This window comes from Micromonospora sp. CA-248089 (genome assembly GCF_050948515.1).
In the GTDB taxonomy this organism is placed as follows: domain Bacteria; phylum Actinomycetota; class Actinomycetes; order Mycobacteriales; family Micromonosporaceae; genus Micromonospora.
In genome coordinates, this window is record NZ_CP192016.1 from 2,153,805 (window position 1) to 2,176,438 (window position 22,634).

A 22,634-nucleotide genomic window follows, 5' to 3' on the forward strand; every position below is an offset into this window, starting at 1 on the left:
GCGGCTCGGGCTGTCGGGACGGGGGAGGGTGGGCGGGGCGGCTCGGGCGGCGAATCACGGAGTCTGGGGCGGGCTCGGCTCTCACGCCTCGCCCTCCTGACCCCGGTGATCAAGGAGTTTGTGTCCTCATCAGGGTGGCGTCAGTCCGCAAACTCCTTGATCACCGGGAGAGGGGGAGGGGGGAGGGGGAGGGAGAGGGTGGGCTACAGGCGGCGGCCCTTGGAGTCCTGGGCGGTGATGCCGTCCAGCGGGGTTCCCGGGGTGAGGGTTTCCGGGTCGAACCAGAAGATCACCACCTGGGGGTCCTCGCTCCAGCGGGCCAGCTTCGCGTCGACCTGCCGGCCGTCGACTGTCCCGACGATGCGGGCGGCCGGGCCGACGAAATAGCCGAACGTGGGGACGGACGTGTCGGCAGGCGCTCGCTGCTGGTCGTACCCGATCTCGTGGAACCCCGCCCGGCGGTCGCTGCCGGACACGTCGTTGACCAGGAAGTCGGAGGTCAGGCGGCCGTCCGGCGCGCGCCGCCCGGCGACCAGGCCGATCGTCACGCGCGGCAGTTCCGGCACGTCCACCGGGACCACGAAGAACACGCGCTCGTCGGCGCCGTACCGGATGCCGCTTCCCACGACGGTCCCGAGCGGTTGCGGCGGCGCCTCGGTCGGGGCCGGCGCGGCGGTCGGCGAGGGCGGGGGAGTGGCGGCGGACGCGGTGGCGACCGGCTCCCCGGCCGGCAGGTCCGGCGGGCCGGGCCGCGACGCCACGGCGGTGACCCCGACCGCCACCGCGACGGTCGCCACCGCCGCCGCGACCCCGGTGCCGATCCGCTGGCGGCGGCGCAGCCGGCGGCCCCGGCGCATGATGTCCGCGATGTCCAGGCCGTCGGCCCGCTCGGTCACCCGCATCACGCGGCGCAGCTCGTCCATCTCGGTCACCGGCACGTCTCCTGCGGTCGCGGTGCGGACAGGCCGGCGGTACGCAGCTTCTCCAGCGCCCGCGACGAGGTGCTCTTGACGGTGCCGACCGACACGTCGAGTTCGTGGGCCACCTGAGCCTCCGGTAGGTCGAAGTAGTGCCGTAGCACGACGACGGCGCGTTCGCGCGCGGTGAGCGTGCCGAGCGCGGTGACCAGCCACCGCCGCGTCGCCACCTCCTCGGCCATGTCGCCGCCGTGGCGCTCCGGCAGGTCGTCGCTCGGGTATTCGCGGATCGGCCGCCGCCAGGTGTCGACGAGGTGGTTCACCAGCACCGAGCGGGCGTAGCCGTACGGGTCGCCGTTGCGGATCCGGGACCAGGACGCGTACGTGCGCACCAGCGCGGTCTGGGCGGCGTCCTCGGCGTGGTGGTGGTTGCCGGTCATGAGGAAGGCGGCGTGCGTCAGCCGCGCGGAGGACGCCCGCGCGAACTCGACGAACTCCGCGTCACCCCGGGCCATGCCGGTCCTCTGCACCTCTCACCCCGGTAGGGACGTGCGGGACGCGGAAAAGGTTGAGTCCCCGCCGGACCAACTTTCGCGACGGATCACCCGTCCTCATCCCCGTGCCCCCGACCGGGCACCGAGGGGAGACGAGATGACCAGGACCGTGGACCGGACACGCGGCGGCGCGGCGGTGATCGCGCTGGCGGTGGCGCTGGCCGGCTGCACACCGGCGGTGGCCGACCAGCCCGCTGTCGCGCTGTCCGGGCCGGCCGGGCCGTCCGCTGCCGCGCCGGCCGCGTCGGCGGCGGCGCCCGTCCGGCCCCGGCCGGCGCGGATCGGCTATCCCGCCGAGGGCGGCAACCGGTGGCGGTTCGCCGCCGCCGAGCCGGCCACCACAGGGGGTACGGGCAAGCTGCTGCGCTACCGGGTGGCGGTGGAGCGCGACATCACGGGTCTGCCGGCGGCCGACTTCGGGGCGCAGGTCACCGGCATCCTCGCCGGCCCGGGTGGCTGGACGACCGACGGACGGATCGCCCTGCGCCGCGTCGGCGCCCGTGAGCCCGCCGACTTCACCGTCTACCTCGCGACCCCCGGTACGCGCGACGACCTGTGCGGGGACGGCCTGGACCGGTACACGTCCTGCCGTAACGGGGGCCGGGTGGTGGTGAACGTGGCCCGCTGGGTGCTCGGCGCGCCCGCGTACGGGAGCGACCTCGCCGCGTACCGCCGGTACGTGGTCAACCACGAGGTCGGCCACCGCCTGGGTCACGGGCACGAGCGCTGCCCGGGGCGGGGCCGGCCGGCGCCGGTGATGCAGCAGCAGACACTCGGCCTGCACGGCTGCACTCCGAACCCGCTGCCGTTCCTGCGTGGCGAGCGGTACACAGGCCCCTCCGGCGTGTACGACGATCGCCTGCCCCCGCCGGAGGGCGGCCGGCCGGGCTGAGGTCCGGTGCCGGGTCCGCGTGGCCGGGCTGCGCGGACCGTCCGGCCGGGCGCGCGTGTGCCCGGCCGCGTCGGCGATCCCATCCGGCGCTCAGAACAGCGTGGCCGGGCCGACCGGCTCCGGTTCCGGCAGCGGCGCGAGCCCGGGCACCCGCTCGCGGACCTGGTCGTGGAAGCGGCGGGCCAGCTCGGGCGCGTCCGCGTTGTCCGGTGTGTGCACGAACACGGTCGGCGAGCGGCCCTCCCGCAGCCAGCCGGTGACCACGTCGAGCCACGGCTGCCAGCCCTCGACGGTGCGGGCCGGGTCGTCCCGGCCGAGGTAGCGCACGACGGGCCGGTCGGTCAGCGCCCGGGTACGCAGCGGAAGACGCGGTTTGCGCGTCCACGCCTCCCGCTCCGCGTCGCTGGTCGGCGGCGTCCGGAAGAACGCGGTGGTGTCGAACGGGATCCATTCGGCGCCGGCCCGGTGCAGCGTCGCCTCCAGCGCGCGTACCGCACCGGCCTCGGTGAAGAAGGCCGGGTGGCGGACCTCGACGGCGTACCTGTGGGTGGCGGGCAGCGTGCGCAGGAACCGGTCGAGGTCGGGCACGTCGTCGGGGCCGAACGAGCCGGGCAACTGGATCCAGAGCGCGTCGACCCGGGGGCCGAGCGGCTCCATGGCGTGCAGGAACGCCCGCAGCTCCGCTTCGCCGCCGGTGAGCCGGCGCTCGTGCGTGACCACCTTCGGCAGCTTCGGCAGGAAGCGGAAGCCCGGATCGGTCTGCTCGGCCCAGGACGCCACCGTCCGGCGGGCCGGGGTGGCGTAGAACGTGGTGTTGCCCTCCACAGCGTCGCACCACGCGGCGTACGCGCGCAGCCGCTCGTGCGCGGGCAGCGGATGCGGCAGGAAGCGGCCGGACCAGGACTTGTGCGTCCACATGGCACAGCCCACGTGCAGGCGCATCCCGGTCACCGGTAGGGCCAGCTCGTCGAGCCGCCGCGCAGCGCCGCCTCCCGGTTCCACTTCCGGGTGAAGTACAGCGCGAGGCAGCCGAACCCGGCGAACACCGGCGCGAGCAGCATGAGCAGCAGGCCGGCGCCGAGCCGGAACCGGTCGCTCTGCAGGCCCTTCGCCGACGTCAGCGTGAACGCCTCCACGCCGTCACCGGTGCAGCTCACGAAGTCGGTGTCCATCCAGGTGATGCCCTCGGTGGCCAGCACCGGAGTGAACAACCGCGGGTCACCGCGGTCGGTCATCACCGACGCTGTCCCCTCGGGCCGGGCCCCGGTCAGCTCCCTGCTGCGCTGCTCGCCGCTGGTGTAGACGCGGCTCTTCGCGGTGCACCGGACGGTGGCGGGGTCCACGTCGGCCGGCGACGCGAGGATGAGGATGTTGCCGGGGCGTACGCCGGTGTCCCGCACCTTGATCTCGGCGCCGGGTGCGAACTCGGCGGCGGCGGAGAAGGTCGACGCGGCCGCGAACGGACCCGTCTGGGTCAGCAACGCGAGGCCGAGGAACCCGGCCAGCAGGAACCCACCGCCGCCGACGAAGATCCACATGGCGACCACGGCGCGGAAGCGCTGCACGAGCGGGCTCACCGGACGCGGTCCATGTCACAGGCGCCCTCGGTGACCTGCCCGGGGTCGGCGGAGTACACGCTGCGCTTGGCGTCCGGCACGGACAGCTGCACGCAGAGCGCCGACGCGTCGTTGTTGGTGACGAACGTGACGACGCCGATGCCGTCGTAGTCCCCGACCGACAGGTCGCTCACGCCCCGGGGGAACTGCCCGGTCTCCTGCTTGACGGACACGGCCTCGCGCATGGCGTCGCGGAGGTAGGTCTCGGGATCGGTCCCGGCGTCCCCGCCGCATGCGGCGAGGGCGAGCGTCAGTGTCGCCAGCGCCGTCACCGGACCGGTCCTTCTCCGTCGCATCCGTCCTCCTCGCGCAGTACGTTGGCGGGCCGGGCCGCCCGTCCGCCGCGCCCACGGTAGCCGGGACGGTCACGGACCGCGGATTGGGCCGCGACCGGCGGGGCAAGAGGAGGCCGGAGGTGGTGACGATGACCGACGGACCGGGTCTGCGGCTGTGCCAGGTGGTGCTGGACTGCACCGACGCGCGCGCCCTGGCCGAGTTCTACCGCGTGCTGCTCGGCCTGGTCTACCGGTCCGGTGACGAGCCCCCGGCGGCCGGAGAACCGGACGAGCATGGCCGGGACTGGCTGGTGCTGAGGACCGCGGAAGGCGTGCCGCAACTGGCCTTCCAGCAGGTCGACCGGCTGCCGGAGGCGACCTGGCCGGAAGGGGAGGTGCCGCAGCAGCTGCACCTCGACCTGACCGTGCCGTCGGTGGCCGAGCTGGACCGGCAGCACGAGCGGGTGCTCGCGCTCGGCGGGCGGCTGTTGCGGGACCGGTCCGACGACCCGGACGAGCCGTTACGGGTGTACGCCGACCCCGCCGGTCACCCGTTCTGCGTCTTCGTCGCCTGAGGCAGGGCGAGCACGGGTCACGGCCGCGTCAGGGCCGCTCCACCCGTACCGGGTCGCCGCGCACGAGGTCGTCGTGGATCCGCCAGCGGGCGTCGACGCCCGCGCGCCGGGCCGCCTCGTCGTCGGCGGCGATCCGCTGCCGCAGCAGCTCGACCGCGATACGGCGGTTGAGGTGCAGGTGCCGTTCGGTGTCCACCACCACGGTCCGGCCGGACGGGCGGTGCGTGGCCCGGACGGCGGTGCTCGCCTTGTTGCGGTGCTGGCCGCCCGGCCCACCGGTGCGGCAGGGCACGAACTCCACGTCCGCCTCGCGGAACGGCGTGACCACCACGTCGGTCCGGCAGGTCCGCGCGGTGACGTACCAGTTCTTCCGGCCGTGACCCGTCCGGTACGGGCTGGGCGCCTGCCAGCAGAGCGTGCCGGTCCACCCGGCCGCGAACGCCTCCGCCCCGGCGCCGTTGATCCGGACCAGCACCGACCGGTACGTGCCGGCCCGGTCGCCGGTCACCGTCTCGACCCGCTCGGTACGCAGACCTCGCCGGGCCGCCTCGCCCTCCAGACGGGACAGCAGCCGGGCCAGCGCCCACGCGCACTCGGCGGGTCCGCGCCCGGCGGACAGCAGCAGCTCGGTCACCGGCGGCCCTTCCGGCGCTCGTCGCGGCGGCCCGCGTCCGGCGTCTTGTAGGTGACAAGCGGAACCGTGGTGGTGATCGGCGTGGCGAGGTCGTGCGCCACCAGGTCGCCGATCACCTGCTCGATGCGCTTGTACGCGGTGGGCGCCTCCTCGAACAGCAGCTGCCGGTCGCCGCACACCACGATCGAGCCGACCGGCGTACGCCGCAGTTCCTCGACCGTGTGCTTGGCGCGGCCCCGGCGCAGCGCGTCGGCGCGGGACATCTTGCGCCCGGCGCCGTGCGCCACCGAGTAGCCGGCGTCCGGCCCGGCGTCCGCGGCCACCAGGTAGGAGGGCGTGCCACGGGTGCCGGCGATCAGCACGTCCCGTCCGTCGCCCGGCGCCGCGCCCTTGCGGTGCAGGTAGTGCCCGTCGCGGATCTCGACCAGGTTGTGGCACTGGTCGACGACCGGTTCGGTGGGTTCGGCGCCGAGCGCGTACGCGACCCGCGCGGCCAGCAGCCGACGGTTGAGCGAACCCCAGCGCACCGCCGCGTCGTGCCGGGCCAGGTAGGCGTCCGGGTCGGGCGCGGGACCGGCGCCATGCGCCTCGGTGTGCTCGCGCAGGATCCGCTCGCCCAGCCCACGCGAGCCGGAGTGCACCACGAGGACCAGGTCACCGGCGTCCAGCCCGAGCCGAGCGGCGTGCTCCGCCGCGAGGATCGGCCCGACGCGGGCCAGCTCGACGAAGTGGTTGCCGCGCCCCACGGTGCCGAGCCCGTCGAGGTGACCGGCCGGGATCTCGCCGTCCAGCACCGACCAGGCCGGGTCGTCGTCGTCCGGGTCGAGCGCCCGGTCCAGGTCGGGGAACCGGGCGGCGAGCCGTTCCGGTACGACCCGGCGCAGCGCGATCGGGAAGACCGCGATGCCGCATCCGATGTCGGAGCCGACGAGGAACGGGTAGAGCACCGTCGAGGACATGGCGGCGCCGATCGGCGCGCCCTTGCCGGGGTGCAGGTCAGGCATGGCGGCGACGTGCGCCATGCCGTCGAGGGCGGCGACCTGACGGCACTGGTCGAGCGCGGCGGACTCGATCCAGCTGCCGGGGGAGGAGAAGACGGAGACGGTGGCGGGCACGACGGCCCGCCCGGAGGGGTACGCGGACACAGACGCTCGATTCTGCGGAAAGAGAAGCGGGAACGGCAGGCGGCGAGGAGGGGCCTGCGGGCTGGGTGCGATCCGTCAGAACGTCATGCCGATCACCTTCTCGGAAGCGGCGCGGGCCGGCAACCGACTTTCGACCCGCCGAGCGCCCGCGTCGACATCGGATGACCTGATCCATAGACTCCGGTCGTTCTGGTACCACGAGTCCAGGGAGGACCACCGTGTCGAGCGAAACCCGAACGCACGCCGCCTTACCCCTGCTGGCCCGCCTCGCCGGGGTGAGCGTGGCCGCCGCGACGATCGTCGCCGCCGCCGGTGTCGCCGCGACCGCGGCGCCGCCCGCCGACCCCGCGCCCACCAAGGGGCCGTGCGCGTACACGCCGACGCCGGACGAGCCGGCCGCCCGGCCGGTGTCGCTGCCGCCGGACCCGCGCCGGACGCCGGACCGGGGCACCGTGCGGGTCACGCTGCGCACCAACCAGGGGCCGATCGGGCTGACGCTGGACCGCGAGCAGGCGCCGTGCACCGTGCAGAGCTTCCTGCACCTGGTCCGCAAGCGCTTCTACGACCGGACGCCCTGCCACCGGCTCACCGCGTACCCGACGCTGACCGTGCTGCAGTGCGGCGACCCGTCCGGCACCGGCTCGGGCGGTCCTGGTTACCGGTACCGCGACGAGCTGCCCACCGACCTGCCGCCCGCGCCGACCGACCCGACCGGTGTACGCCGCCTGTACGCGCGCGGCACCCTGGCCATGGCCAACGCCGGCCCGGACACCAACGGCAGCCAGTTCTTCCTGGTCCAGGCCGACTCGGCGCTGCGCCCCAACTACACGGTGTTCGGCCAGGTCGACGCGGCCGGGCTGGCCACGCTGGACCGGATCTCGGCCGGCGGCATCGCGCCCACCCCGGAGGATCCGGCGCCGGTCGACGGCGCCCCGGCGGTGCCGGTGGAGATCTGCCGCGCCAAGCAGGGCCGCTGACGTAACGGCCCGGCGGGACGGCTGCCGAGGCCGCCCGCCGGGCCCGCGTCGTCGCCGGTAGCCTGCGGCGATGACGCATGAGCGGGAGATCACCGAGCCGGTCGACCTGTGCCGGCCGGACGGGCGGCTGAACCCGGACGCGGTCGGCTGGAGCCGCCGGCCGCTGCACCGGGCGAACCTGCGCGGCTGGGGCCGGGCCAAGCGGTGGGAGCACTGGGGCGTGGTCACGCCGACGCACATCCTCGGCCTGGTCGCGTCGTCGCTGGACTACGCCGGGGTGCAGAGCCTCTACCTGCTCGACCGGAGCACCGGCCGGGAGACCACTGCGGAGGCGGTGGTGCCGTTCGCCCGGGGCACGGTGCTGCCGCCGGTCAGCGGCACCGGTCCGGTCCGGGCCCGGGGCGGCAAGCTGACCGTCGCGGTGGACCAGGGCCCGGACGGCAGCACCGTGCGGGCGACCGCGCCGGGCGTCGAGGTGGACCTGACCGTGCCGCTGCCGGCGGGGCACGAGTCGCTCGGCGTGGTGGTGCCGTGGAGCACCCGCCGGTTCCAGTACACGGTCAAGGACATCGGCCGTCCGGTGCACGGCACGATCACCGTGGACGGCACGGCGTACCCGGTGGGTGAGGGGTCGTACGCGGCGCTCGACCACGGCCGGGGCAAGTGGCGGTACGCGGTGCGGTGGAACTGGGCGGCCGGCAGCGGGCCGGGCCGGTCGATCCAGCTCGGCGGCAAGTGGACCGACGGCACCGGCTCGACCGAGAACGCGGTCTTCGTCGACGGGCGGCTGCACAAGATCGGCGCCGATCTGACCTGGGAGTACGACACCGCCGACTGGCTGCGGCCGTGGCGGATCACCGGCGACCGGGTGGACGTGACGTTCCACCCGTTCCACGAGCGGGTGGCGCGTACCAACCTGCTCGTGCTGGCCGGCGAGACGCACCAGTGCTTCGGGCACTTCACCGGCTGGGCGGCGACCGACGACGGCGAGCGCGTGGATCTGGACGGCCTGGTCGGCTGGGCCGAGGAGGCCCGCAACCGCTGGTGAGGCCGGTCCCCGCCGGGCCGGTCCGCCCGGCGGGGACGCCCGCTCAGGCCGGCAGCCGCCAGACCTGGTTCGCGCCGCCGAAGCAGTCCCAGATCTGCAGCCGGGTGCCGTTGGCGGAGGTGTTGCCGGTGGCGTCCAGGCAGCGGCCCGACGCCGGGTTGCGCAGCGTGCCGTTGCTCTGGGCCGCCCAGACCTGGGCCCCGGTGCCGTTGCAGTCCCAGAGCTGGATCGTGGTGCCGTTCGCGGTGCCGGCGCTCGTCACGTCCAGGCACTTACCAAGCGCCCGCAGCGTGCCGTCGCCGGCGACGGTCCAGCTCTGCGCGGCGGTGCCGTTGCAGCCGTACAGCTGGATCGCGGTGCCGTTCGTGGTGCTCGCGGCCGCGACGTCCACGCAGGCGCCGCCGATGCCGGTGATCGGCCCGGTACGCCCGGACGGCGGCGGGTTGCCGCCGCCGGTGACGGTGTCGTAGATCGCGCTGACCAGCGAGGTCGAACCGGTGGTGTCCTGGGACAGCTCCCAGTTCATCATCCCGCCGGCGTTCGCCATGGCCCACTGGGTCTTGCGCTTCACCGTCGGTACGCCGTTGTAGCACTGCTGGGCGCCGCCCACTGTGGTGCAGTCCCGGTTGGCGTTCGCCGGGTCCATCCCGACCAGCGCCGAGTAGGTGTAGTAGCCGGGCCGGCTGTAGAAGGGCACGCCCAGCACCGCCTTGGCGGCGGGCAGGCCGCGCGACTTCCACCTGGTGATGCTCGCGATCGACCAGTCGTAGTTGGCGTGCGGGCTGCCGCCGTCGTACGCCATGATGTTCAGCCAGTCCACCGAGCCGAAGACGGCGGTGGGCACGCCGTCGACGTAGTAGCCCTCCGAGACCACGGCGGCGGTGAGCAGTTTGCCGCGGCTGTGCAGGGCGCTGCCGAGCTGCTGCATCAGCAGCGTGTAGTTGTTCGCCGAGGCGCCCGGGTCGGGGTACTCCCAGTCCATGTCGACGCCGTCGAGGTTGTACTGGTTGACGAAGGCGATCAGGTTGTTGACGAAGGCGGTGCGCGTGCCGGAGTTGGCGGCGAGCGCCTCGAACGCGGAGTCGTCGCCGTCGTTCCAGCCGCCGACGGCGATGGAGACCTTGACGTTGTTGGCGTGCCCGAGCGACACGAGTGAGGAGAGCTTGCTCGGGTTCTCCACCGGGCGCAGGCTGCCGTCGCCGTTGGGGAGCACGAACGCGTAGTTGATGTGGGTGAGCTTGCCGTACTGGATGGTGTTGACGTTGCCGCTCCAGGAGGGCATGTAGCCGACGCTCTTGAAGTTGTTCGGCAGCACCACCGCCTCGGCGGCGGTGGGGGCGAGTGTGAGCGTCGCGGCGGTGGTGGCCAGCGCGAGCGCACCGGCGGCCAGGCGCCGCCGGAGGTGAGGTCTGGGCATCGAGGGCCTTCCCGGGGACGGGGGCGGATGGGGTGTTCCTCGAGGTGGCCCGAATATTAAATAGTATTAACTAAGTCGTCAACGACGCACTTCGATACGTGACGCGGCATGCGCCCTCGGTCAGCGCAGCAGTACCGGCCCGGCACCGATCGGCACCCGGAACAGCGCGTACGGCTTGCGCCGCAGATCACGTCCACCCTGGTAGGTCGCCTGCCGGTGCAACTGGTTCGCGGTGACGTAGAGGTGGCCGTCGACGGCGACCGACATGGTGTCCGGCCACAGCAGGCGCGGATCGTGCACCACTGTCTCGAACTCCCCGTCCGGGCGGCGCCGCAGCACCGCGTTGTGCTCGTACGCGGTCAGGTAGAGCGCCCCGGAGTCGTCGGTCTCCAGACCGTCGGAACCGGTGCCCTTGTCGCCCTCGTCCACCACCGTGGCGGCGACCTGCTCGTCGCCGAGCGACCGGTCGGCCAGCGCGTCGGTGGCCACGCTGTACCAGCGGCGCGAGGCGAGCGGGCAGTAGTACAGCCGGGCGCCGTCGGCGGAGATCGCGATGCCGTCCGAACCCATCGACACCGGCTTCGCCGGCCCGTCCGCCGGGCGTTGCAGGAACGGCCGCCCCTCCACCACCGGCCGGAACGCCGACAGCGGCTCGGCCTTGGTGGACGGATGCTCGTGCAGCCGGCGCCAGGACTCCCCGGTGGCGAGGTCCACCACGATGAGGCCGTTCGGACCGGAGTCGGAGGAGTCGGTGATGTAGGCCAGACCCGCCTCGCCGCGGCGCAGGTCGAACCGGACGTCGTTGAGGTACGTCGTGGGCAGCGCCACGTCGGCCGGAAAGGTGATCACCTGCCCGACGGAGTCGGTGTCCAGGTCGACGCGGACCAGCTTCGGCCCGCCCGGCTTCGTGGGCTGGAACATCGGGCTGCCGGTGTCGAGCACCCAGAAACGGTCGGCCGGGTCGACCACGATGCTCTGCACCGAGACGAACGCGCCCGCGTCGTCGTCGCCGGACGGGTCGTTCCAGCCCTGATCGGGGAACGGCACCTCACGGCCGTCGCGCAGTTCGACCACCGTGGCCGGCACCTCGTCGCCCCATTTCGGGAAGTTGACGAAGATCCGGCCGGTGTGCGACACGCTCACCCCGGTCGGCATCGCCCCGGTGAAGGTGTGCACCAGTTCCAGCTCGCCGACCGGTTCGTCGGCCACAGGCCCGTTCATCCACTGCTCGTTCCCGGGCGGGGCCGCGGCAAACGTGGGCGTGGGGGCGGTCCCGGATCCGGGACCGCCCCCACGCACTTCGACGAGATCAGGCGACCGAGGCCGGGAACCTCTCCCAGACCCGGTGCGCCGCCATCAGCCGCTGCACCTCGGCGAGCACCTCGGCACCGGAACCACCGGTGACCACGCCGGGCGTGCCGGTGACGCCGGCCTGGTTCAGCACCTCGGCACCGGCGCCCCAGGCGCCGATCACCTTGGCGTGCCGCCACGCCTCCTCGACCAGCAGGAGCACCCGCGGATCGACGGTGGCCCCGCCCGGTGCGCCGGCCTTGGCGTCGCGGGCCGGCGCCGGCCAGCAGCACCGCGTCGAACTCGACCGAGCGGCCGGTGGCGAACGTGCGCTGCACCGGCAGCCCGTCGACGGTGCCGCCGTGCGCGGCGATCAGCAACGGCACCATGCCGGCGGCGGCCACCGCCCGGCGTACCTCGTGCACGTCGTCCAGGCCGGCCTGGGCGTCGACCACGATGCCGACCATCCGGCCGTCGGCCGGCCACTCCCGGCCCACCTGGGACAGCGCCGGGCTGGGCTGCACCTCCGCCAGCGGCACGGTGGGCTGCGGCACGGGCAGGCCCAGGCCGATCGCCACCTGCTCGCACAGCACCGGGTCCACGTTCGCCAGGCACTGCAGCTGCCGCTCCTTGATCGCCTGGTGGTAGCACTTGCCCAGCTCGAACGTGTACGCCCGGATGATGTGTTCCTTCTCCACCGGCGACATGCTCTGCCAGAACAGGCGTACCTGGCTGTAGTGGTCGTCGAAGGAGGCCGGCGAAGCACGCACCTTCGGCGCCTCGGCCACCGTCACCGGGGTGTCCACGAACGCGTGCTCCCGGTCGCCGGCCGGGAACGGGTTGCCGCCGTCGAGCGAGTTCGGCCGGTACGGCGCCACCCCGGCGTGCACCGCGTGCTGGTGGAAGCCGTCACGCAGCATGTCGTTGACGTCGGCGTGCGGCCGGTTGATCGGGATCTGGGTGAAGTTCGGCCCGCCCAGACGGGTGAGCTGCGTGTCCACGTACGAGAAGAGACGGCCCTGCAGCAGCGGGTCGTTCGTCACGTCGATGCCCGGCGGCAGGTGCCCGACGTGGAACGCCACCTGCTCGGTCTCGGCGAAGAAGTTCCGCGGCGTCTTGTTCAGCGTGAGCTTGCCGATCGGCTGCACCGGCGCCAGCTCCTCCGGCACGATCTTCGTCGGGTCGAGCAGGTCGATCCCGGCGAACGTCTCCTCCGGCGTGTCCGGGAAGACCTGGATGCCCAGCTCCCACTCCGGGTACGCGCCGGCCTCGATCGCGTCGTACAGGTCGCGGCGTTGGAAGTCCGGGTCCATGCCGCTGATCAGCTGGGCCTCCTCCCAGGTCAGGGAGTGCACGCCCAGCTTCGGCTTCCAGTGGAACTTGACCAGCACCGTCGCCCCGGCCTCGTCGACCATGCGGAACGTGTGCACGCCGAAGCCCTCCATGGTCCGGTAGGACCGCGGGATGCCCCGGTCGGACATGTTCCAGATGGTGTGGTGCTGCGCCTCGGTGTGCAGCGAGACGAAGTCCCAGAACGTGTCGTGCGCGCTCTGCGCCTGCGGGATCTCCCGGTCCGGGTGCGGCTTGCCCGCGTGGATGACGTCCGGGAACTTGATCGCGTCCTGGATGAAGAACACCGGGATGTTGTTGGCGACCAGGTCGAACGTGCCCTCGTCGGTGTAGAACTTGGTGGCGAAGCCCCGGGTGTCGCGGACCGTGTCGGCCGAGCCGCGCGAGCCCAGCACGGTGGAGAAGCGGACGAAGACCGGCGTCTCCCGCCCCTTCTTCAGGAAGCCGGCCCGGGTCACCTCCTCGGCGGTGCCGTACGCGACGAACGTGCCGTGCGCGCCGGCGCCCCGGGCGTGCACCACCCGCTCCGGGATCCGCTCGTGGTCGAAGTGGGTGATCTTCTCCCGCAGGTGGTGGTCCTGGAGCAGGACCGGGCCGCGCGGACCGGCCTTGAGCGAGTGGTCGGTGTCGCGCAGCCGGGCCCCGTTGGCCGTGGTGAGGTACGCGCCCTGCTGCCCCTTGGCGATCTTCGGCACGCCGGTCTCGGCGCCGGTCGGGGTCCGGGTGTCCGGCGCGCCCTGCTCGGCCTTGGGCGGCAGCGGGCCGTGCGGCGTGGTCGGCTCCTCCAGCGGTGGCGGCGCGCTGCCGGGAGCGCCGGGCACGTCCGGAGTCAGCGCGTCACCGACCTTCTCGACGGCGGCTTCGACGACACCCTTGACGATCTGGGCGGGCTTGCTGGATTCCATCAGGACCTGTCCTCCTACAGCTAAATGTCCAGGCCCCTTCGGCCCTACCCCAGCTCGGGGCGGGCAAACCGGAACAATCGCGGTATCGCTGGTCAGGACCGGTGCGGTACGGCCACGGCGGTGAGCAGCAGCCCACCGTCTACCAGCCAGCGGCCGTCCAGGACGTCCAGCGGCGGGCCGCCGTCGGCGCGGGTGCCGTCGACCAGGATCCGGGCGGTGAACCGGCCGTCCCGGTCGAAGGTCAGCTCCGCCTCCTCGAACCCGAGCCAGCGCCCGGTCAGTGGGTACCACGCCTTGTAGACCGACTCCTTGGCGCTGAACAGCAGCCGGTCCCAGTGCGTCGCCGGGTCGGCGGCGCGCAGCACGGCCAGCCGCTCCGGCTCACCCGCCACGGTGACCACCCCGGCCACCCCGTCGGGCAGCGGCTCGTGCGGCTCGGCGTCGATGCCCAGACCGGCCAGCGCCCCGGCCGGGGCCACCGCCGCCGCCCGGTAGCCGGTGCAGTGGGTGATGCTGCCCACCACGCCGGCCGGCCAGACCGGCTCCCGGCGGGGCCCGGGGCGGATCGGCGCCGGGGCGTACCCGAGGCGGGCCAGCGCCTCCCGCGCGCAGCGCCGGGCCGTGACGAACTCCTGGCGGCGCGTGGCCACCGCGCGGGCCACGAGGTCCTCCTCGCCCGGGTACGGCGTCTCGCCCGGCCGGTCGGCGAACGCCTCCACGGCCATCGCCCCGGCCGGCAGCAGCGTGCCGATCATCCGAGGATCCGCTTCATCGGCGCCGGCTCGCCGCCCCGGCGCCGCCACTCGCGCGGGTAGCCCAGCGAGACCTCCTCGAACCGCACGCCGTCGTAGTGCGTGGTGCGGGGAATGTGCAGGTGGCCGTAGATCGCGACGGCGGCGCGGTGGCGTACGTGCCAGTCGGCCGTCCGGTCGGTGCCGCACCACTGCGCGAACTGCGGGAACCAGAGCACCTCGGTGGGCTGCCGCACCAGCGGCCAGTGACTGACCAGCACCGTGGGCAGCGCCGGGTCGGTGGCCTCCAGCCGCCGCCGGGTCACCTCCAGCCGCGCCGCGCACCAGGACTCCCGATCCGGGTACGGGTCGGGGTGCAGCAGCATCTCGTCGGTGCACACCACACCGGCGTCGTACGCCGCGCGCAGCGACTCCTCCTTGGTCGCGGTGCCGGGGGCGCGGAACGAGTAGTCGTAGAGCAGGAACAGCGGCGCCACGGTGACCGGCCCGCCCGCGCCCCGCCACACCGGGTAGTCGTCCTCCGGGGTCAGCACGCCCAGCTCGCGGCACATCGCGACGAGGGCGTCGTAGCGGGCCACGCCGCGCAACGTCACCGGGTCCTTCGGGTGGGTCCACAGCTCGTGGTTGCCCGGCGCCCACACCACCCGCGCGAACCGGTCGCGCAGCAGCCGCAGCGTCCGTTCCACGTCGGCGAAGACCTCGCCGACGTCACCGGCCACGATCAGCCAGTCGTCCGCCGTCTCCGGTCGCAGGCCGTCCACCACCGCGCGGTTCTCCGCGTACGACACGTGGAGGTCACTGACCGCGTACAGCGCACCCGTCACCCGGCCGATCCTGCCAGCGGCGCTTCCGGATGACCAGGCTCGCCGGCCGGGCTCTCCACCCGCGCGGTCACCTCGTCGAGCGCGCGCAGCACCTCCCGGGTCACGGCCGGCTCGGCGGCGGAGTGCCCGGCCTCCGGCACGATCCGCAGCGTCGCCTCCGGCCACCGGCGGGCCAGGTCGTACGCGGACACCGGCGGGCAGCACAGGTCGTAGCGGCCGTTGACGATCACGGCGGGCAGGTGCCGGATCCGATCCACGCCGTCGAGCAACTGGCCCTCGGTCAGGAAGCCGCCGTTCACCGCGTAGTGCGACAGGATCCGGGCCACCGGCAGCGCGTGCTCGTCGGCGGTGAAGTGGGCGAGCATCTCCGGGTCGGGCCGCAGCGACGAGTTGACCGCCTCCCACCGGCCCCAGGCCCGCGCGTACTCCCGGGCCCGCGCCTCGTCCGGGCCGTGCAGCCGCCTGTGGTACGCGGCCAGCACGTCGTCGCGTTCGTCCGCCGGGATCGGCGCGACGAACCGCTCCCACTCCTCGGGCTGGAGGTGGCGCAGTCCGCCCTGGTAGAACCAGTCTCGTTCGCCGCGCCGCAGCAGCAGCACACCGCGCAGGACCAGGCCGGTCACCCGCCGCGGGTGCGCCTGCGCGTACGCCAGGCCGAGCGTGGTGCCCCACGACCCGCCGAACACCAGCCAGGAGCCGATGCCCAGCCGCTGGCGGATGGTCTCCAGGTCGGACACCAGGTGCCAGGTGGTGTTGGCGCGCACCTCGCCGTGCGGGGTGCTGCGGCCGGCGCCGCGCTGGTCGAACAGCACGGCCCGGTGGCGTGCGGGGTCGAAGAACCGGCGGGCCGCGGGCACCAGGCCGCCGCCGGGCCCGCCGTGCAGGAACACCACGGGTACGCCGTCGCGCCGGCCGACCTCCTCCACGTACAGGACGTGGCCGTCACCGACGGGGATCCGGTGGGTGGCGTACGGCTCGACGGGCGGGTGCAGGCCGGTCATGCCCGCTCATTCTGCCCGCCGAGGGGCCTCCCGGTGGTCCCGGTCAGCAGGCGACGTTGCCGCCGAGGTTGTCCAGCAGCGCGTCGGCGACCCAGCCGGACTTGCCGGTGGTGACGTCGCGCAGGTAGGTCCAGGTGTAGGTGGTCTTGCCGTTGGCGGTGACCCGGTCGCCGCTGGCGAAGCAGTGGAAGTCGACGGTGTGGCTGAGCTGGCCGTACCCGACCGACCCGCAGGTGGTGTGCGGGCCGGTGCGGATGTTGACGTTGGTGGCGTTGAACAGCTGGCCGAACTTGCTGTCCACGTTGGAGTGCGAGTGGCTGCATCCGGCGCTCGCCGGTCCGGCCGAACCGACCAGCACGGCGCCCGCCGCGGCGACGGTCAGGACGACGGAGGCGCCGATGGAGGAGATCTTCCGCATGCCCGTCAACTCCCGCAAAAGGATCGAGATGCACCAGCAGAACGATCCAAATATTTGCATAGAGCAAGCTCGATGAGCAAGATGCGGTGCCGCCGGCCCGGCCTGGGCCGGCGGCACCGAACGCTCAGGCGGTCGCCGGTACGCCGTTGTCCGTACCCGTGGTCTCCGCCTCGGGCACCCCGCGCGGGGCCGGCGTGCGAACCGCGAACGCGTCGAAGCTCGGCCCGTCCAGCCGCTCGACGAAGGGCTCGATGGCCGGCGGCTCCGACCGGTCCGGCTCGATCGCGTCCGGCTCGGTCCGCCCGTCCACGGCCCGGGGCGCCACCTCGGCCGGGACGGCGATCGCCGGGCGCACCGACACCTGCGGGTACTCGGCGGTCTCGCCGCCGCCCGCCGCGGCCGCCATGACCGCCGCCGCGGCCAGGTCGGCGACCCGCTTGGCCTCCCGCTGCACCCGGGCCCGGGTCTCCTTGGCGTGCTGCTCGGCCAGGTCCGCCGCGCGCCGCGCCTCGTCCAGCCGCTTGCTCTCCGCCGCCAGGTCCCGGCGTACGCCGACCAGCCGCTCCTCCAGCTCCGCGCCGGTCTGCTCGATCGTCGCGATCTCCTGGCGGGTGTCCTCCAGCTGCCGGGACACCGCCTCCAGCTCGGCCTTGAGCCCGGTCAGCGTCTCCTGCCGCTGCTGGATCTCCCGCTGTACGCCGGCCAGCTGCTCCTGGTGCGCCGCCGTCTCCTCGTCGGCCCGCTCCCGGACCTCGTTGGCGTACTGCTGCGCCTCGGCGACCAGCGCGGCGATGTCCTTCTCCGCGGCGGCGGCCCGGTCGGCCAGCTCCTGCTCGGCGGCGGCCCGCCGCTCGTCCAACTCCTTGGCCATGGTGGCCTGCCACTGGGCCAGCTCCTGCTGCGCCTTGCTGCGGTTGGCCTGGACCTCCTGCTGGATCTGCGTCCGCGCCGCCTTCACCAGCGCCTCGGACGCCGAGCGCGCCTGCTCGACCTGCTGCGCGCTCTGCTCGGTGATCCGCTTCGCCTCCTGCTGGGCCCGGTCGTGCACGGCCTGGCCCTCGGCGCGCAGCTTCTCCGCCAGCTCCCGCACGGCGGTCAGTTCCGCCTGCGCGGCGGCCCGCCGCTCCTCGTCCACCCGGTCCTGCTCGGCCCGGCGGGCGGACAGTTCCTCGTCCAGCTCACGCCGCTCCCGCGCGGCCTGCTCCTGCGCGGCGGCCAGCAGCTTCTCCGCCTGCCCCTGGACCTCATCCGCGCGCCGGTTGGCCACGTCGGTGATCTGGCCGGCCTGCTTCTCGGCCAGGTCCAGGATCTGGTCGACCATCGGGCCGAGGTCGCGGAAGGACGCCCGGTCCACCGGCGACGGGCGGTCGCGCAGCTCCACCGCCTCGGCCTGTGCCCGCTGCACCTGCGCGGTCAGGTCGCGCACCTGCGCGTACGCCCGGTCCCGCGCGGCGGTCAGCGCGCTCACCTCGGCGTCGATCTGCTCGACGTACCGGTCCACCTGGCGTTTGTCGTAGCCGCGCAACGCGGGGTCGAACCGCGGCCGCGCGGACAGGTCGTCATGGGGTGCGAACGGCTCGGCACCGTTGGACATGCGCCATCCTCCGTCGGTTCGCCAGCGCCAGGCCGGCGGATGACCGCCCCGCAGGGCACGATGAGGCGCTACGGTACCGCGTCCGCGCGCGAGGCTCGCCCCACCCCGCCCCCCTGCCCGCCGACCGGCGTCGGGGTCAGACCGGGAAGTGCGGGTTCCCCGCCGTCAGACGGATGGTGAAGCCGCCCGCGTCCCTGTGGTACGTCACATGGTCGCAACTCTGGTGGCTGATCCACAGGCCCAGCCCGCCGTCGGAACCGTCACCGGCCGGCAGCAGCCCGGCGTACGGGTCCTTGGGGCCCGTCCCCCGATCGTGGACGGTCACCACGATCCGGTCCGGCGCGCGCCACAACCGCAGGCGCACCGGCGGCTCGCCGTGGCGCAGCGCGTTGCTCACCACCTCGCTGACCGCGATGACCAGACCGTCGAGGCCGTCGGGCGGCAGCAGGCCGCGGTCGGCGGCGCGGACCTCCGCGCGGGCCCGCGCCGGCGTCGGGTCGACCAGCTCGACCAGCGGCGCGGTCCGCTGCACCGGGTCCGTGGGCGCCGGGCGGTACTCGGTCAGGTAACTCGTCGGCTCGGTGTAGAGACCGGCCGGCTCGTGCCCGCCGTCCGGCCGCGCCACCAGGGGATGGGTACGCGCCACATCGGCGAGCACGTGCGCGGGCGTGCCCCGGCGGTCGTAGGCGCAGATGCCCCAGAGCGGGAAGTCGTCGTAGGCGTGGTTGATTGCCGACTCGTAACGCGCCCACCAGTCCCAGGTCGCGCCGAGCAGCACCGGAGGCAGCTCGCCCACCATCCGGATCTGCGCCGCGCCCGCCGCCACGTACGAGGCCAGCAGCTCGCGGTAGGAGCGCAGCGCGACGCTGGGCCGGGCGTAGACGTCGCCGACCGGCAGGAACGTCACATCGGCACCCGGCGGCAGCGCCCGGCGCACCAGTTCGGTGTTGCGCTCGTCCAGGTTCACCGCCGTCGGCTCGCCGGCCGCGACCCCGTCCATCAGGAACGGCAGCGCCACCGCCAGGAACTCCTCGTCGGAGTCGTAGACGAACGCCTCGTGGAAGTAGCCCACGTGGCCGGAGGCCGCGCCGCTCCTCATCCGACGACCTCCACCCGTACCTCGGACAGGCCGAGCAGGTCGACCAGCCGGGCCGGGACCCGGCTCGGGGTGCGCAGCACCGCGACGGCGTCGTGCCGGCGGGCGTGGTCGCGCAGGTGCAGCAGGCTGCGGTGGTCGACGAAACGCAGCCCGGCGGCGTCGAACACGACCCGGCCCGCCACCGGCCGCGGGTCGGCCCGCTCCAGCGCGGCGGCGAAGTCCCGGTGGTTGGACGGGTCCAGCTCGCCGGCCAGCGCCACCACCGAGTCGTCGCCGCCGGCGTGCAGCCGGAACAGCACGTCCGCGTTGGTCTCCGGGTGCAGGCAGGCCAGCTCGGCGATCGCCGCGTCGTCCAGCTGCCGGCGGTCGTAGGCGCAGATCGCCGACATCGGCCGGTGCCGCATCCAGTGGTCGATCCGGTGCTCGTAGCGGGCGAACGCGTCCCGCTGGGCGGTGGTGCGGACCAGGCTCGTCGCCTCGGCCAGCACCCGCAGGCCGGTGTGCCCGGCGGTCAGCGCCTCGGTGGTGGCCCGCACGTACGCCCGGACCTGCCGGCCGGGGTCGACGATCTCGTCGTGCCGGTACGCCTCGCCGACGGGAACCAGCCGGAGCGCGTCCCGCCGGCGCGCGGCGTCGACCCCGGGAACCGAGGCCAGCCAGCCGGCGACGGTGGCGCGATCCTCCGGACAAACCACCCAGACCTGCTCACCGGCGGCGAGACCGGCGCTGACCTGCTCGACCGCCAGCGCGCGCAGCGTGGCCGGGTCGTCGTAGGCGAGGCAGCCATGGGTGTAGCCCGGGTACGTCACGCTCCCGCTGGTCACCGGCTCCGCCTCATGGGCGCAGTCTATGCCGCGCCCCCCTGGAGATCGCGCCAGGCCGTGGCCTCGAGTGGCGGGTCACCCAGCTCGAACTCGGCCCAGTTGTTCCAGTACGCGATCGCGTCCACGTCGTTCTGCTGCCGCAGCCAGGTGACGTGCTCCCGGATCGTCCGCGCCCGGCCCGCGCCGGTGGTGTCCGCGGCGATGCGGCTCAGCCCGTACTCGGGCACCAGCAGCCGGATCCCCGGGTACGCGGCGCGCACCTTGCCGAAGGCCACGCCGAACATCCGGGAGGCGGGCCAGTACGCGGCGGTGTCCCGGGAGTAGCAGTCCACGCCGTAGTGGGTCATGCCCGGGTAACCCCAGTCGGCCGGGTTGCCGCGCCCCTCGTCGAGCCAGTAGCGGGTCACGATCGGCCCGTGCCCGAGCACCCACCGCCGGTTGCGGTGCGCGGCCACGATCTGGGTCACCCGGCTCGCCGTCGCCCGGTACGTCGCCGGCGCCACGTCGCCCATCGGCTCGTGGTACCAGGTCAGGTAGATCGGGCGGGCCACGCCGTCGAGCCAGCCGGCCAGCTGCTCGACGTCGTCCTTCCAGCTGACGTGCATGACGGCCGAGGGCGCGTCGGCGAACTTGCCGGTGGTCAGCGCGGGCAGTTCCGGCAGCGCGTCCGCGTCCGGGCCGTCCGTGCCGAAGTCGCGCATGTAACGGATGCCCGGGTAGTCGGCCACCGCCCGCTGCGTCCGCGCCCCCTTCTCGGCGCTCATCCCGACCAGCAGCGGCACGGTCAGCGTGGTGGTGCCCGTACCGGTGCGTCCGGCGCCGTCACGCGCCGTCGCGGTCAGCGTCACCGTGCCCCGGCCGGCCAGCACGGTGACTGTGAAGCGGCCCGGTTCGGCGCCGCTCGGTGTGACTGTCACCCCCGGCGAGGCACCGGCGAGCTGGATCGTCAGCGGGACGCTCAGGTCCACCCGGACCGGGCTGTCCCACGTGACGCCGGTGGGGTCGCTGACCCGGCCGGCGAGCGTCAGCAGCCGGGAGTCGGGGTGGTAGGCGTCGACCCGGACGGTGGTCGACTGCCCGGGCAGCAGGACGGTGTGGTCGGCGGTGACGGAACGGACGACGGGTGCGGCCATGAGGGCTCTCCTTCGACGTGCTTCGCTGCCGCTCCGGCCGCACGTCTTCGGGTGGCCAGAATGGCTCTGACCTGCGCTTTTACCAGCTTGCGTCGGTTCGGCCCCGATCGTCAGGGTGGCCGCAGATGGCGCGAAACCCGGTCGCCGCCGAGCTGTCCCGCCCGCATCCTGGTCCGATGCCGATCATCGTGCGGGACCTGCGCGTGCCGGACTGGCCGCAGCTGTGGCCGATGCTGCGGGACATGGGCGTGGGCGACGAGCCGCCGGAGGTCCACCGGCTGCGGTTCGCCGCGCTGCTGGCCGACCCCCGCTGGGCGCTGCTCGGCGCCGTCGACGCTGGCGGGCCGGTCGGGTACGCCGCCGCCCAGGACCACGGCCCGCACCTGCGTTCCGGTGACGCGCACCGGACCGTACGCCTGCACGACCTGTACGTCCGGGCGGACCGCCGCCGCGACGGGGTGGGCAGGTCGTTGTTCGACGCGGTCCGCCGGTGGGCCGCCGGGCGGGCGCGGTACCTGGAGTGGCAGGCCCACCACGAGCGGGCGGCGCCGTTCTACGAGCGGCTCGGCCACCGAGGCGACAGGTGCCCGCAGCCGGACTACCCGACGTTCCTCCTCGATCTGACCGGAACCGACCCCACCTTCCCCTGACGCAACCGCCTCACCTGCGCTGCCCCCGCCCAAGATCAACACCAGTTCGGGGAGGTGGCTCCATCAATGGTGGTCTGATGCCGCCATTTCCCCGAGCTGGTGTCGATCTTGGATCGGGATGCCACCATTTCCCCGAGCTGGCGTTGATCATGGAGCGGGATGGCACCACGTCGGGGAACTGGTGTGGATCACGGGTGTAGAAGGGGAATCAGGGCAGGGGGTGGGAGTGTCGCGGGCGTGGTCGGCCACCGCCGCGCCGACCACCGTCGCGGTCAGCGGCAGCACCTCCAGGCAGCGGCGCACCGCTGCGCCCATCAGCGGGTTCGGCACCCGCATCGACAGCGTGCAGTGCGGCACCCAGCGGCCCGGGCGGTAGTGCTCCACCACCTCGACGCCGGCCCGCGCCAGCCGCTCGTGCACCGCCGCGTGGTGCGCCAGCAGCTCGGGCGTCGGCGCCGGCCCGAGCCAGAGCACCCGCCCGACGAACTGCCCGGCGTGCTGGAACTCCAGCCGCAGCGGCGCGGCCACCACCGTTCCGGCGAGCGCCTCGGCGACGCGGTGCGGGTCCAGGCGGGGCGCGACCGCCAGCGAGACGTGCGGGCGGTGCCGCTGCGCCAGCAGGGACCGCATGCTCGGCACCCCGTCGGACTCCAGCAGGTCCCACAGCACCCGGATCCGCCGGGTGGCGTCGGTGTCCAGATACAGCTCCAGCGCCGCGACCACGCGATCACCCTAGAGGCGGGG

At 73.9% G+C, this 22,634-nt stretch carries 23 protein-coding genes and 1 pseudogene; 5 read left to right on the forward strand and 19 right to left on the reverse strand.

Annotation, left to right across the window (positions count from 1 at the left end; translation table 11 throughout):
- Window positions 1-203: 203 nt before the first annotated feature.
- The gene (locus tag ACQP26_RS10330) at window positions 204-923 is read right to left on the reverse strand and encodes a hypothetical protein (RefSeq protein ID WP_433496121.1); all 720 of its coding nucleotides are present in this window, start codon (window positions 921-923) and stop codon (window positions 204-206) included.
- Between the two features lie 5 nt (window positions 924-928).
- Window positions 929-1,432, reverse strand: coding sequence for a SigE family RNA polymerase sigma factor (locus ACQP26_RS10335; protein ID WP_433495575.1), 504 nt, complete (start codon window positions 1,430-1,432; stop codon window positions 929-931).
- Window positions 1,433-1,568: 136 nt separating this feature from the next.
- Here ACQP26_RS10335 and ACQP26_RS10340 point away from each other — a divergent pair, with 136 nt between their 5' ends.
- Window positions 1,569-2,363: a DUF3152 domain-containing protein gene (locus ACQP26_RS10340; RefSeq protein WP_433495576.1), complete on the forward strand. Its 795-nt coding sequence runs from the start codon at window positions 1,569-1,571 to the stop codon at window positions 2,361-2,363.
- A 90-nt stretch (window positions 2,364-2,453) separates the two neighbouring features.
- Here the strand turns inward: ACQP26_RS10340 and ACQP26_RS10345 are convergent, their stop codons facing one another.
- From ACQP26_RS10345 to ACQP26_RS10355, 3 genes are read right to left on the reverse strand one after another with little or no spacing between them, the layout of a single operon-like run.
- Window positions 2,454-3,281: a DUF72 domain-containing protein gene (locus tag ACQP26_RS10345; protein ID WP_433496122.1), complete on the reverse strand. Its 828-nt coding sequence runs from the start codon at window positions 3,279-3,281 to the stop codon at window positions 2,454-2,456.
- A gap of 29 nt (window positions 3,282-3,310) precedes the next feature.
- Window positions 3,311-3,940, reverse strand: a complete 630-nt coding sequence (locus ACQP26_RS10350; protein ID WP_433495577.1) for a hypothetical protein — start codon at window positions 3,938-3,940, stop codon at window positions 3,311-3,313.
- On the reverse strand, window positions 3,937-4,275 hold the full coding sequence (locus tag ACQP26_RS10355) for a hypothetical protein (protein WP_269700811.1): 339 nt from the start codon (window positions 4,273-4,275) through the stop codon (window positions 3,937-3,939). The genes ACQP26_RS10350 and ACQP26_RS10355 overlap by 4 nt, the downstream gene beginning before the upstream one ends.
- Window positions 4,276-4,403: 128 nt before the next feature.
- On the opposite strand from ACQP26_RS10355, the gene ACQP26_RS10360 reads away from it, so the two are divergent.
- Window positions 4,404-4,829 (forward strand): VOC family protein, encoded by a 426-nt coding sequence (locus ACQP26_RS10360; RefSeq protein ID WP_433495578.1) that lies wholly within the window; start codon window positions 4,404-4,406, stop codon window positions 4,827-4,829.
- Window positions 4,830-4,857: 28 nt separating this feature from the next.
- On the opposite strand, the gene prfH is transcribed toward ACQP26_RS10360, so the two are convergent.
- Window positions 4,858-5,463: a peptide chain release factor H gene (prfH, locus tag ACQP26_RS10365; RefSeq protein WP_433495579.1), complete on the reverse strand. Its 606-nt coding sequence runs from the start codon at window positions 5,461-5,463 to the stop codon at window positions 4,858-4,860.
- Window positions 5,460-6,608, reverse strand: coding sequence for an RNA ligase RtcB family protein (locus tag ACQP26_RS10370; protein ID WP_433495580.1), 1,149 nt, complete (start codon window positions 6,606-6,608; stop codon window positions 5,460-5,462). The genes prfH and ACQP26_RS10370 overlap by 4 nt, the downstream gene beginning before the upstream one ends.
- 218 nt (window positions 6,609-6,826) lie before the next feature.
- On the opposite strand from ACQP26_RS10370, the gene ACQP26_RS10375 reads away from it, so the two are divergent.
- Both ACQP26_RS10375 and ACQP26_RS10380 read left to right on the forward strand, forming a co-directional pair.
- A complete protein-coding gene (locus ACQP26_RS10375; RefSeq protein WP_281578453.1) occupies window positions 6,827-7,585 on the forward strand; it encodes a peptidylprolyl isomerase in 759 nt (252 codons plus the stop codon).
- Between the two features lie 70 nt (window positions 7,586-7,655).
- Window positions 7,656-8,633, forward strand: coding sequence for a DUF2804 domain-containing protein (locus ACQP26_RS10380; RefSeq protein ID WP_433495581.1), 978 nt, complete (start codon window positions 7,656-7,658; stop codon window positions 8,631-8,633).
- A gap of 43 nt (window positions 8,634-8,676) precedes the next feature.
- On the opposite strand, the gene ACQP26_RS10385 is transcribed toward ACQP26_RS10380, so the two are convergent.
- The 11 genes and pseudogenes from ACQP26_RS10385 to ACQP26_RS10435 all read right to left on the reverse strand — a co-directional run bounded on the left by ACQP26_RS10385 (window position 8,677) and on the right by ACQP26_RS10435 (window position 21,240).
- Window positions 8,677-10,050 carry a glycosyl hydrolase family 18 protein gene (locus tag ACQP26_RS10385; protein WP_433495582.1) on the reverse strand — a complete coding sequence of 458 codons (1,374 nt, stop codon included), beginning with the start codon at window positions 10,048-10,050 and terminating at the stop codon, window positions 8,677-8,679.
- Window positions 10,051-10,170: 120 nt separating this feature from the next.
- Window positions 10,171-11,271: an L-dopachrome tautomerase-related protein gene (locus ACQP26_RS10390; protein ID WP_269700804.1), complete on the reverse strand. Its 1,101-nt coding sequence runs from the start codon at window positions 11,269-11,271 to the stop codon at window positions 10,171-10,173.
- Between the two features lie 88 nt (window positions 11,272-11,359).
- Window positions 11,360-13,595: pseudogene (locus ACQP26_RS10395) on the reverse strand (catalase).
- Between the two features lie 92 nt (window positions 13,596-13,687).
- Window positions 13,688-14,350, reverse strand: coding sequence for a 4'-phosphopantetheinyl transferase family protein (locus tag ACQP26_RS10400; RefSeq protein WP_269700802.1), 663 nt, complete (start codon window positions 14,348-14,350; stop codon window positions 13,688-13,690).
- On the reverse strand, window positions 14,347-15,171 hold the full coding sequence (locus ACQP26_RS10405; protein WP_269700801.1) for a metallophosphoesterase family protein: 825 nt from the start codon (window positions 15,169-15,171) through the stop codon (window positions 14,347-14,349). Before ACQP26_RS10405 ends, ACQP26_RS10400 begins: the two co-directional genes overlap by 4 nt.
- The gene (gene pip / locus ACQP26_RS10410; protein WP_433495583.1) at window positions 15,168-16,172 is read right to left on the reverse strand and encodes a prolyl aminopeptidase; all 1,005 of its coding nucleotides are present in this window, start codon (window positions 16,170-16,172) and stop codon (window positions 15,168-15,170) included. The genes ACQP26_RS10405 and pip overlap by 4 nt, the downstream gene beginning before the upstream one ends.
- 43 nt (window positions 16,173-16,215) lie before the next feature.
- Window positions 16,216-16,590, reverse strand: a complete 375-nt coding sequence (locus ACQP26_RS10415; protein WP_433495584.1) for a hypothetical protein — start codon at window positions 16,588-16,590, stop codon at window positions 16,216-16,218.
- 124 nt (window positions 16,591-16,714) lie between these two features.
- Window positions 16,715-18,184 (reverse strand): hypothetical protein, encoded by a 1,470-nt coding sequence (locus tag ACQP26_RS10420; protein ID WP_281578447.1) that lies wholly within the window; start codon window positions 18,182-18,184, stop codon window positions 16,715-16,717.
- A 136-nt stretch (window positions 18,185-18,320) separates the two neighbouring features.
- The gene (locus tag ACQP26_RS10425) at window positions 18,321-19,283 is read right to left on the reverse strand and encodes an anti-sigma factor RsbA family regulatory protein (RefSeq protein ID WP_433495585.1); all 963 of its coding nucleotides are present in this window, start codon (window positions 19,281-19,283) and stop codon (window positions 18,321-18,323) included.
- Entirely contained in the window at window positions 19,280-20,107 is an 828-nt protein-coding gene (locus ACQP26_RS10430; protein WP_433495586.1) for an MEDS domain-containing protein, read from the reverse strand. Before ACQP26_RS10430 ends, ACQP26_RS10425 begins: the two co-directional genes overlap by 4 nt.
- A gap of 23 nt (window positions 20,108-20,130) precedes the next feature.
- Window positions 20,131-21,240 carry a hypothetical protein gene (locus ACQP26_RS10435; protein ID WP_433495587.1) on the reverse strand — a complete coding sequence of 370 codons (1,110 nt, stop codon included), beginning with the start codon at window positions 21,238-21,240 and terminating at the stop codon, window positions 20,131-20,133.
- A 125-nt stretch (window positions 21,241-21,365) separates the two neighbouring features.
- Here ACQP26_RS10435 and ACQP26_RS10440 point away from each other — a divergent pair, with 125 nt between their 5' ends.
- A complete protein-coding gene (locus tag ACQP26_RS10440) occupies window positions 21,366-21,890 on the forward strand; it encodes an N-acetyltransferase family protein (protein ID WP_433495588.1) in 525 nt (174 codons plus the stop codon).
- Window positions 21,891-22,037: 147 nt separating this feature from the next.
- On the opposite strand, the gene ACQP26_RS10445 is transcribed toward ACQP26_RS10440, so the two are convergent.
- Window positions 22,038-22,613: a 2'-5' RNA ligase family protein gene (locus ACQP26_RS10445; protein ID WP_433495589.1), complete on the reverse strand. Its 576-nt coding sequence runs from the start codon at window positions 22,611-22,613 to the stop codon at window positions 22,038-22,040.
- Window positions 22,614-22,634: the final 21 nt, after the last annotated feature.

What these genes read in the sequence shown, in the direction of transcription:
- ACQP26_RS10330 (WP_433496121.1), bottom strand. Translation starts at nt 923, where the DNA reads ATGGACGAGCTGCGCCGCGTGATGCGGGTGACCGAGCGGGCCGACGGC.
- ACQP26_RS10335 (WP_433495575.1), bottom strand. Translation starts at nt 1,432, where the DNA reads ATGGCCCGGGGTGACGCGGAGTTCGTCGAGTTCGCGCGGGCGTCCTCC.
- ACQP26_RS10340 (WP_433495576.1), top strand. Translation starts at nt 1,569, where the DNA reads ATGACCAGGACCGTGGACCGGACACGCGGCGGCGCGGCGGTGATCGCG.
- ACQP26_RS10345 (WP_433496122.1), bottom strand. Translation starts at nt 3,281, where the DNA reads ATGTGGACGCACAAGTCCTGGTCCGGCCGCTTCCTGCCGCATCCGCTG.
- ACQP26_RS10355 (WP_269700811.1), bottom strand. Translation starts at nt 4,275, where the DNA reads ATGCGACGGAGAAGGACCGGTCCGGTGACGGCGCTGGCGACACTGACG.
- ACQP26_RS10360 (WP_433495578.1), top strand. Translation starts at nt 4,404, where the DNA reads ATGACCGACGGACCGGGTCTGCGGCTGTGCCAGGTGGTGCTGGACTGC.
- ACQP26_RS10380 (WP_433495581.1), top strand. Translation starts at nt 7,656, where the DNA reads ATGACGCATGAGCGGGAGATCACCGAGCCGGTCGACCTGTGCCGGCCG.
- ACQP26_RS10385 (WP_433495582.1), bottom strand. Translation starts at nt 10,050, where the DNA reads ATGCCCAGACCTCACCTCCGGCGGCGCCTGGCCGCCGGTGCGCTCGCG.
- ACQP26_RS10390 (WP_269700804.1), bottom strand. Translation starts at nt 11,271, where the DNA reads ATGAACGGGCCTGTGGCCGACGAACCGGTCGGCGAGCTGGAACTGGTG.
- ACQP26_RS10400 (WP_269700802.1), bottom strand. Translation starts at nt 14,350, where the DNA reads ATGATCGGCACGCTGCTGCCGGCCGGGGCGATGGCCGTGGAGGCGTTC.
- pip (WP_433495583.1), bottom strand. Translation starts at nt 16,172, where the DNA reads ATGACCGGCCTGCACCCGCCCGTCGAGCCGTACGCCACCCACCGGATC.
- ACQP26_RS10415 (WP_433495584.1), bottom strand. Translation starts at nt 16,590, where the DNA reads ATGCGGAAGATCTCCTCCATCGGCGCCTCCGTCGTCCTGACCGTCGCC.
- ACQP26_RS10420 (WP_281578447.1), bottom strand. Translation starts at nt 18,184, where the DNA reads ATGTCCAACGGTGCCGAGCCGTTCGCACCCCATGACGACCTGTCCGCG.
- ACQP26_RS10425 (WP_433495585.1), bottom strand. Translation starts at nt 19,283, where the DNA reads ATGAGGAGCGGCGCGGCCTCCGGCCACGTGGGCTACTTCCACGAGGCG.
- ACQP26_RS10435 (WP_433495587.1), bottom strand. Translation starts at nt 21,240, where the DNA reads ATGGCCGCACCCGTCGTCCGTTCCGTCACCGCCGACCACACCGTCCTG.
- ACQP26_RS10440 (WP_433495588.1), top strand. Translation starts at nt 21,366, where the DNA reads ATGGCGCGAAACCCGGTCGCCGCCGAGCTGTCCCGCCCGCATCCTGGT.